The 8,454-nt window shown below is 33.9% G+C and carries 7 protein-coding genes; 6 read left to right on the plus strand and 1 reads right to left on the minus strand.

Features of this window, described 5'->3' with window-relative positions:
- The first annotated feature begins 435 nt into the window (after window positions 1–435).
- Both CER22_RS30265 and CER22_RS30270 read left to right on the plus strand, forming a co-directional pair.
- Window positions 436–2,370: a glycosyltransferase gene (locus CER22_RS30265; RefSeq protein ID WP_088610423.1), complete on the plus strand. Its 1,935-nt coding sequence runs from the start codon at window positions 436–438 to the stop codon at window positions 2,368–2,370.
- A gap of 63 nt (window positions 2,371–2,433) precedes the next feature.
- Complete coding sequence (locus CER22_RS30270; RefSeq protein ID WP_088610424.1) at window positions 2,434–3,210, plus strand: class I SAM-dependent methyltransferase; 777 nt, start codon at window positions 2,434–2,436, stop codon at window positions 3,208–3,210.
- 40 nt (window positions 3,211–3,250) lie between these two features.
- On the opposite strand, the gene CER22_RS30275 is transcribed toward CER22_RS30270, so the two are convergent.
- The gene (locus tag CER22_RS30275; protein WP_088610425.1) at window positions 3,251–4,195 is read right to left on the minus strand and encodes an NAD-dependent epimerase/dehydratase family protein; all 945 of its coding nucleotides are present in this window, start codon (window positions 4,193–4,195) and stop codon (window positions 3,251–3,253) included.
- Between the two features lie 270 nt (window positions 4,196–4,465).
- Here CER22_RS30275 and CER22_RS30280 point away from each other — a divergent pair, with 270 nt between their 5' ends.
- From CER22_RS30280 to CER22_RS30295, 4 genes are all read left to right on the plus strand, one after another.
- Complete coding sequence (locus tag CER22_RS30280) at window positions 4,466–5,260, plus strand: sulfotransferase family 2 domain-containing protein (protein WP_088610426.1); 795 nt, start codon at window positions 4,466–4,468, stop codon at window positions 5,258–5,260.
- A 204-nt stretch (window positions 5,261–5,464) separates the two neighbouring features.
- Window positions 5,465–6,187 carry a class I SAM-dependent methyltransferase gene (locus tag CER22_RS30285; protein WP_087983473.1) on the plus strand — a complete coding sequence of 241 codons (723 nt, stop codon included), beginning with the start codon at window positions 5,465–5,467 and terminating at the stop codon, window positions 6,185–6,187.
- A 26-nt stretch (window positions 6,188–6,213) separates the two neighbouring features.
- Window positions 6,214–7,086 (plus strand): class I SAM-dependent methyltransferase, encoded by an 873-nt coding sequence (locus tag CER22_RS30290; RefSeq protein ID WP_088610427.1) that lies wholly within the window; start codon window positions 6,214–6,216, stop codon window positions 7,084–7,086.
- Between the two features lie 215 nt (window positions 7,087–7,301).
- The gene (locus tag CER22_RS30295; protein ID WP_088121150.1) at window positions 7,302–8,378 is read left to right on the plus strand and encodes a glycosyltransferase WbsX family protein; all 1,077 of its coding nucleotides are present in this window, start codon (window positions 7,302–7,304) and stop codon (window positions 8,376–8,378) included.
- Window positions 8,379–8,454: the final 76 nt, after the last annotated feature.

Consider the following 8,454-nt stretch of genomic DNA (forward strand, 5'->3'; position numbering starts at 1 on the left):
TCGCTCATTTGCGACTTCCTTATGTTAACATCTTCGTTAGTTAATGTCAACTAAGTTTTTCATTTTGTTTGCCGCATTCTGCGTTATTGCATCGGCGACTTGTTCTATATTACACCTCTATATCCTAATCGTCAATACCTTTTATCCTTTTTATTTTATAAATTCTAAAGGGTATTGAACCTTCTTCATTTATACTCCGTTCCTAGAGATTAATAAACTGTTGCAATCACTTTCATAATCGACAGTTTATACTTTCTTACTTACACCTTTCTAAAGAATGAATAGCAAGCCAAACAAATATATATTAAAGGTAGCACTTTTTATTTCGAGTACATTCCAGCTGTATTCACAATTATCTCCTACCACTTCTCTCTAGGAATTATAAATACACCATGCATTTACTAAAAATCTAATTAACTTAGGAGGCGTTATGAAATGCATGTTAATAAGAAGATCATTTATGTATCCCATGATGCCCATTTCCACGGAGCACAGCTGCTTTCTTTACATACTATTAAAGCTCTTAAAGAAAACTTTCATTACTCCGTCGCAATTATTTCTATTGGAACGGGCATTTTAATCCACGATTTTCAAAAGTATGGTCCTGTTTATTGCCTAGAGGAAGACTACCCAACAGAAAAAAGGGTCGAATTATTAATAAAGAAGTTACTATCACAAGACTATACCATCGCCATATGTAGTACCGTCATAAGTGGTGACATAGTTGCATTACTAGCTAAACACAATATAAAAGTTATTTCATTAATACATGAATTGCCGCATTTAATACAACAGTACTCTGCCGAGGGGAAAGCGAGAAACATTGCCCAGTTTGCTTACAAAATTGTCTTCCCTTCACAGTACGTGTATGAAAAATTCCGTACAATCACCCAATTAGATCATCAAAAATGTCACATCCTCCCTCAAGGCTTGTTTAACCACAATCCTTATAAGAACAATATTGCAAAAGCTAGAAGCGAATTACGAAAAAAACACAACCTGCCTCTAGATAGCAAAATCATTTTGGGAGTAGGTTTTGCTGATCATCGGAAAGGGATAGATTTATTCTCACTTATTGCTTACTCAGTAAGAAAAGTTCATACGAATATTCATTTTATCTGGGTCGGGAGAACGGATGTTCATTTCTTTAACACACTATCCCCAAGATATACAGCACATTTCACATTAGTTGAGCCTACTCCAGATATCGGTTTATATAACGCCGGGGCTGATTTATATTTATTAACTTCAAGAGAGGATCCTTTTCCAAACGTTGTTTTAGAAGCATTAGATACAAAAGTCCCTGTTATAGGGTTTAAAAACGCTGGAGGTTTTGAAGATGTTGTTACGGAACAAACTGGCGCCTTAGTAGACTTTTTAAATTTACCGCAGGTGCTGGAAAGAATATATGAATTTATTGGAGATGAAGACTTACGATTAAAAAAAGGGCGCTTTGGCCAAGAGCTTATTGAAAAAGATTTTAACTTTCTTCATTACATTTATCAACTGTTAAACCTACTTGATCATAATTACAAAAAAATAAGCGTAATCATACCGAACTATAATTACGAAAAATACTTACCTGACCGAGTTAAATCCATATTAAACCAAACCTATCCCCTTTACGAACTAATTTTCCTAGACGATGCCTCCACTGACAATAGCGTATCTATATTTAAACAGCTGCTCTCAAACGAAAATAAGCCCCACCTAAAAGTTCAGCAGATTATTAATGATAAAAACTCTGGTTCTGTATTTAAACAATGGATAAAAGGCGTCTCTGCAGCAACCGGTGATTATATTTGGATTGCAGAGGCCGATGACTTATGTGATCAGACATTTTTAGAAGAAGTAATACAAGGGTTTCATATAAATGGTGATGTTACCTTAAGCTACACACAATCAAAACAAATAGACGAACAAGGAAATATCCTGGCCAATCATTATTTAGATTACACAAATGATATTGATAAAGAAAAATGGAAAAGTTCTTATTTTCGAAAAGGGATAGATGAAATACAAGATACATTACTTATCAAGAACACCATACCTAATGTCTCAAGTGTAGTTTTTAAAAACATAGATATAAAAACAACAGAAAAACAATTAGAAAAGTTTAAAGTAGCTGGTGATTGGTTTTTCTATGTTTCTATTCTTAAAGAGGGGAACATTTATTTCAATCCAAAACCACTAAACTATCATAGACGACATACAAATAGCGTAACGGGAACAGAAGATTCATATTCCCATTACAGTGAAGTTGTACAAATGCAGAATTTCATTAAAGAAACCTTTACTATCGACAATATTTCAAAAAAGAAAATGTACACATATAGAAAGTATCTTAAAGCATATTTGAAGATTGAATGATATATTTTCTTCGCCATCAGTGTCTCTTGTAAGACGTTACTATCATTTAAGGGGGGTTACTCATTGAAAGAATTTATAGAGGCAAATAAAGATTTGATTTCTCAAATTGCACACAACTACAATGTAAATGCAAGTATCCATCCAGAGGATCATATCTTTCAATTCCTTGTCACTAATCCAGTCTTCCCATCTAAAAAAGAAGCGATAGATTATTATTTTCAAGATGGGAGAAAATCCGCAGAAACACTCTTAGATTTAATTACGTCCTTTTATCCTCCTATAGACACTCCAATAAAATTATTAGAATTCGCATCCGGATACGGCTGCGTAACACGTCATTTATTAAACCTACAAACGAACTTAAGTATAACTACCTGCGATATACATGAAGAGGCTATTACTTTTATTGAACGTACATTAAATACTTCTTCTATCTTGTCTCACCCTGAACCTGAACAAGTAAATTTGACCTCCTCTACGTATGATATCGTTTTTTGTCTATCCTTTTTTTCTCATATGCCTGATACAACTTGGTTTCGTTGGCTTCAAACATTGTATAATGCTGTTTCTCCTGAAGGCTTACTCATTTTCACAACTCATGGTTATCAAAGTAAAAAGTACTTCAGCTTTCCAGATTTAAATAAACAGGGTTATTGGTTTCTCCCTTCTAGTGAACAATTAGATTTGGATGTTCATCAATACGGGCAAACGATCGTTAGTCCCTCTTACGTATGTGACAAAATTAAATTATTACCCTATAACCCTGTCATCAAAAAATACACTGAAGGTTTTTGGTGGGAACATCAAGACCTTTGGGTAATAAAAAAAGAAATAAAATAATAAACCACGCTCTACTTATACAAAAGTAGGGCATGGTTTATTATTTTTTACTATATAAGAACTCTTCAATCCATAGCTTATTTAATCTAATTCCACTTTTGAAATCTATTTTCGGTTCCCAATTACATTCTCGTCTTACTCTATCTATATTTAAAATGATTTTTTGAACATTTTCTTGCCTTTGTTTATAGCAGGTAAAGTCCACTTTTCTTTCCGTTAATTTCTCCAATTCTACTATAATTCGTTTTAAAGAGAGACCCTTGCCGCTCCCTATGTTATACACACAAGATTTCAAACGATTTAATTGTGATAGTTGTATAGTGATTTCAACTAAATCATCGATATAAATATAATCTCGAATAATCTCCTGTGGATTCCCATATATATTAATCTTTTCATTACTGAGATGCTGATACAAAAAACAGTTTATTGCCCCAACTTTCTTTAAAGGATTTTGATATTTTCCATATGGATTAGAATATCTACATACAACATAGTCAATTCCGTATTTTTTCTTATAAAAGTACAAGTAATTTTCAAGCGACACTTTTGTTATTCCATAAGGAGAAAGTGGTTTTAATGGATGTTCCTCATCAATAGGTAAATATTCCGGTTCACCATAAACCGTGCCTCCAGAAGATGCTAATACAATTTTTTTAACAGGAAAATTTTTAACACTTTCCATGAAGTTAAGAAAAAAAAAGCTACTGTTTATATCTCCGAAAACATCTTCAATTGAAGTTGCTACATTAGACGTTGCAGCTAAATAAATAATAATATCCACATCCACTAAAGCTTTATATATATCTTCAACATTTGCTAAATCACCTTTAATAAATTCAACATCACTTATAATATTTTGAGGAAAATTATTTATATGTCTGGAAAATACTTTGACAGTTTGACCTTGTTTCAATAAACCTAATGCGAGGTTAATACCAATGAAACTATTTCCACCTACTATTAAATAATTATTCTTCCTCATAATATCCTCTCTAGTAATAAGATTTTTGCTTATCACACCTAGAAATGCAACTAAATGAACTTGGTCACTGCTATTATTCATCCTCTTATCATTGTATGCTTCCTATAAATTTTCATTATCTTTATTTTATATTTTCCTTTTAGAATCGCTATCTTATTTAAGCTGACCGCAAAAAACACTCATACTATTTACTCATTCCCATGAATATATTGGATTAGTAAAAACTTCCCTTCTCCATAAATAAAAATTTCAAAAAGGAGCACTACATGTATGAAGAGTATAAATCAAGAGCTTTTAAATCATGTAATCCTACATAAAGATCGAATCCCACATTTCCATAAAGACTTTCCACTTATACTATTCTGGAGCCATAGAAGCGGATGTACCGCCTTAGCTAATTGGTTCTTTTTTCAAATTGGATTGTTTAATGAAGCAAAGAAATACCATGACTTTATTCATTACTATGAATTCTGGGTGTATAAAAACAACACTAACTACATAACAGAGTTACAAAATGGGCTTCTAACAGCAAATAAAGATGTTTGTAAACTTGTACGGAATCCCTACAAAAGGGCCGTCAGCTCATTTTTATTACTTGCTGACAATCCATATGCTAGCCCTCAATGGGAAAATATCCGCCACTATTTGTATAATGACAAATATAGTAACCGTGGAGTATCATTTAAACAATTTTTATATTACATTCGAGCATTGGGTTCAAATTCCCTAGCAATGGACATACATTTTAGTCAGCAATACGTTCCAGGTGAAGAAAATTTCATCCAATACTATATTCCTTTAGAAGATTTTAATACACAAATCACTAAGATAGAACACACGTACGATTTGATTGAATCCAATTTAGAGCTTCTTACAAATTCAGATCATCATCGGGCTCATAAGATGCTTTATACAGGAAGCTATGCAGAACTCAGCATTACAGATGCCACCTTCCCTCGCTTTCCAACATATGAAAGCTTTTATGATGAAGAAACAATGGCGTTAGTTACAGAAATATATGCACAAGACTTTGAAATGTATCCGTACACAAAAGGGATATTCTAATTCGATACATTCTTCAATGAATAAAAGCGAATGTATCGCATAGCATAAAGTGAAACTTTAATTAGCGTGGGGTTCTCTCCCGCTAATTATTCCATTCTACCAATCTCACTTTTATGGGTTCCCTAATTTCCACCCACTCTCTTTGATTTCACTGATTGTTGACGTGTGTGTCATATGCATTTTTTTACAAAGGAGTGATGTCATGTGGAAGGTAATTTGAAGCACAATAATGGATATTGCGTTATTTGTGAGAAGGAAACTACATTTATAGAGCATAATGATTGGCTTAGAGATCATTACTTATGTTCTACATGCCACTCTATACCAAGGCAGCGAGCTATAATCCATGTTTTAAATACATTTTTTCCTAAATGGGGTTCCTATCATATCCACGAATCCTCTCCTGGGGGAATTACAACTCAGCTACTTATAAAAAACTGCAAAAACTATACGTATTCTCAATACTTTAAAAACTATCCTCTCGGCCAATACTTTCAAGGAATTAGATGTGAGAACTTAGAAGATATGACTTTCCAAAATGAATCTTTTGATTTGTTCATTACTCAAGATGTCTTTGAACATGTAATGGAGCCAAACAAAGCCTTTAAAGAAATAGAGCGTGTATTAAAGCCTGGCGGTGCTCATGTGTTTACTGTCCCTTGGTATCATACACTCACAAAGACTTTACAAAGAGCAAGAATCAATAAAGAAGGAATCGAATATATTGAGGAGCCAATTTATCATGGTAATCCTATTGATGAGAACGGGTCTTTAGTAACATTTGATTGGGGTCAAGATATGATTGAATATATTTATACACATGCAAATATGTATACCATTGTTTATTTACAAAAGGATAGATCACTGGGGTTAGATGCTGAATTTCTACACGTTTTTATTAGTAAAAAACACGAAAATAATTTTTAGGTACTATATAATTTGGAGGTTAACAAATGAATAACTTCAAGTTAGGAAATGATTTTGATAACCTTGTTAGCCCGCTTTCTGATGTTGAACTTCTAAATCTATTTATACAAAGTTGCTCACAAACAAAGATAAATGGCATCCCAGTACCTATGTTCCCCCCTGAAGAAATTCAACAACAGTTTGTAGGTGCTTCCTATGAACATGCTCTTTATGAAGCATATTTGTTTTATAGCCATGTAAAAACATATGCCCAAAATCTAGGTGTTCCTTTGAATAAAGGACGTAAAATTTTAGACTTTGGTTGCGGATGGGGAAGAATCATACGCTTCTTTTTCAAAGATGTTCGCGATGAAAATTTACTTGGTATTGATGTAGATCCCCTCATGATTACTCTTTGTAATGAAACGTTAGGAAGAGGGATATATAAAACAGCCAACCCACAACCTCCTGTAGAATTTATTAATGACAATTCATTAGATATCATATTCGCTTATTCTGTATTCTCACATTTATCCGAAGAAACAGCAGAAAATTGGATAAAGGAATTTTCAAGAATTCTTCGTCCAGGTGGCATCTTCATCGCCACAACACAAGCACGCTATTTTCTCGATTTCTGTCAACAATTTAAGGAACACCCTGAATTAATTCAAACGGGATGGCATAAAACTTTATCTCAAGCTTTTCCAGATATAAATCGTGCCATCTCGGATTATGAAAGCGGCAATTTTGTCCACAGCCCTACGGGAGCTGGAGACGTTAGAAACAGTAGCTTCTACGGGGAAACCGTTATACCTAGAACTTATATTAAAAACCACTATGAGAAGTATTTAAAGCTACGGGACTTTTTTGATGATACAAACCGGTTACCCCAAGCTCTATTTGTTCTCCAAAAAGATTAACTCTTTTCGCTCATTGTATAATGAAGATCATTTTGTATCTCAGCCGTATATATTAAATCATCAAAGATTTCCATATTAAGCACACTGTACAAAAGAATTCATTATGCAGCATAAACACAGTAAGTAAATAACATATCTCATGTTTTAACTAGATTCGAAAAATCAAAAGTAACTTCCCACCACTTGAACTACGAAGAACATAAGGGGGATATATCTTGAAAATAATCGCTTTTTACTTACCACAGTTTCATCAAATAAAAGAAAATGACCGATGGTGGGGGAAAGGGTTTACTGAATGGACAAATACTAAAAGTGCACGACCTTTATTTTCAGGACATTACCAACCTAGAGAACCTTATCAAGATTTTTATTATGACTTAACCACCCCATCCGTAAGAAAATGGCAAGCAGAAATCGCCAAAGCACATGGCATATATGGTTTTTGTTATTACCATTACTGGTTTAAAGGGAAGAGGCTATTGGAGGCACCCTTTAATGAGGTACTTAAGATGAAAGAACCAGATTTTCCATTTTGTCTTTCTTGGGCAAATGAACCGTGGACAAAAACTTGGGATGGTCTTGATAGTCACATATTAATGCCTCAAAATTATGGAGAATTATCGGATTGGAAAGAGCACTTTGAGTATTTATTGCAAGCTTTCCAAGATGAGAGATATATCCGTATAGACGATAAACCACTATTCATTATTTATCGCCCCGGGCATATCCCTCATTGTGAACAAATGCTTCATTATTGGAATACACTCGCACAAGAAAATGGTTTGAAAGGTATATACTTTGCAGAAACATTAAACAGCTTTCCACTTCCTAATATAAATGGATTTGATGCTAGCATTGAATTCGAGCCTTTTTATACAATTGCTCATGATAGCTCTTCAGACATAAATAAAACAATATATGAGTCTGGTAAACAAATAAACGCTTGGGATTATGATAAAGTGTGGATGTATATACTAAAACGATCTCCTCCAGAGAAAAAAACATTTCCTGGTGCCTTTGTTGACTGGGACAATACAGCACGCCGCAAAGACTTAAATAGCAGCATCTTCCTAGGTTCTACCCCTAGGAAGTTCACGATATATTTAAGCAAACAAATCCAGCGTACCTATTCTCTTTACAACAGCGAGTTTTTATTTATTAATGCGTGGAATGAATGGGCAGAAGGTACTTACTTAGAACCAGATAAAAGGTATGGATTCGCCTATTTAGAAGGAGTTAAGCAGGCAATTAACAGAGGTATGAAAGCATACAAAAAAGACGAGTCATTCTGACTCGTCTTAATAGTTGCTTGGCGACGTCCTACTCTCACAGGGACAAGGTCCCAACTACCATCGGCGCTAGAGAGCT

The sequence above is a fragment of the Bacillus sp. K2I17 genome (assembly GCF_002209985.1).
Lineage (GTDB): Bacteria > Bacillota > Bacilli > Bacillales > Bacillaceae_G > Bacillus_A > Bacillus_A wiedmannii.

Bases quoted from the DNA above. Each gene is read 5' to 3' on its own strand.
- CER22_RS30275 (WP_088610425.1), bottom strand. From the start codon at position 4,195: ATGAGGAAGAATAATTATTTAATAGTAGGTGGAAATAGTTTCATTGGT.
- CER22_RS30265 (WP_088610423.1), top strand. From the start codon at position 436: ATGCATGTTAATAAGAAGATCATTTATGTATCCCATGATGCCCATTTC.
- CER22_RS30280 (WP_088610426.1), top strand. From the start codon at position 4,466: ATGAAGAGTATAAATCAAGAGCTTTTAAATCATGTAATCCTACATAAA.
- CER22_RS30290 (WP_088610427.1), top strand. From the start codon at position 6,214: ATGAATAACTTCAAGTTAGGAAATGATTTTGATAACCTTGTTAGCCCG.